The 1,075-nt window shown below is 27.2% G+C and carries 1 protein-coding gene; it reads right to left on the minus strand.

The features are described 5' to 3' along the window. Positions 1-1,075: hypothetical protein (locus tag F1B92_RS08925; RefSeq protein ID WP_195836346.1), on the minus strand; the 1,075-nt coding region annotated here is incomplete at both ends.

A 1,075-nucleotide genomic window follows, 5' to 3' on the forward strand; every position in this document is an offset into this window, starting at 1 on the left:
ACTTCCTTTTCCACCTATTAAAGTATCATCTCCTATTCCACCTATTAAAGTATCATTTCCAGCTAAGCCATAAAGAGTGTCTTTACCATCTAAGATATTTGTGCCTATTAGGGTATCATCTTTACTTGTGCCAGATATAGTAGAGAGATTTGATATGGTTTTACTGCTTAAGGTATCTAAATACTCTTTAATAACTCCTTTTTCTTTTGCAGTAATTGCAAAATTAGATAATAAAGCTATACCATCTTTAATATCATTTTTACTTTCAAACATAGTTATAAACTCAGCTAAGTCTGTAAAGGCTTTTTTGGGGTTGGTGGTGTTTATATCTTTAAAGTGATTAAGAGCATTAGTATGGTCTAGTTTAAAAGAGTATTTTATAGTTCCATTAGCTTCTATAGTTTCAACATCAAGTTCTAATAAATTCATATATTCTTTTAGTCTTGTTTGGGTAAGCAAGGTTTTATATGAGTAGTCTAAGATATTATCATAAGCTTGATTTATATGGTTAATGATATCTTTTACATCATTCTCGCTTGTATAGTATAGTGGCTTAGTAATAGAACCTGTAAAGCTATCAATTACTTTTAGCTTATATTTTATGCTATTAAACTCATCAAGTAGCTCTTTGCTTATTTGATAGTTTTTTAACCTATTTAGTCCAGTTGGTGTAACTCTTATGTCTCTATTATTTAGTGAAATTTCACCACCATATTTTATGCTATCTATAAGTTTGTCATAGTTTTTTAGATTATCGTTGTCAGTTATTAAAGTAAGAGATTTTAGTTCATTTTTTAAATACTCTTTTTTTGTTTCATAATCACTACTTGATTTATCTAAATTTGAAAGTTCATCCAAGATACTTATTATCTTAGTATTTGTATCTGTTGTCTTACTTATAGTAGCTTTATTTAAAGAGTAGCTGTTTATATCTATATTAGAGTTAGTTTTTACCCACTCATTAATTAAATTTGGAAGTAAGTTTATTTGTTCTTTTCTTGTTTTTAAATCTTTGTAATTATCAAGCATACTATTTAGTGTTTCTGATATAGTAGCTGATACATTTAAATCTTTT

Source organism: Campylobacter portucalensis, from assembly GCF_009690845.1.
Lineage (GTDB): Bacteria > Campylobacterota > Campylobacteria > Campylobacterales > Campylobacteraceae > Campylobacter_B > Campylobacter_B portucalensis.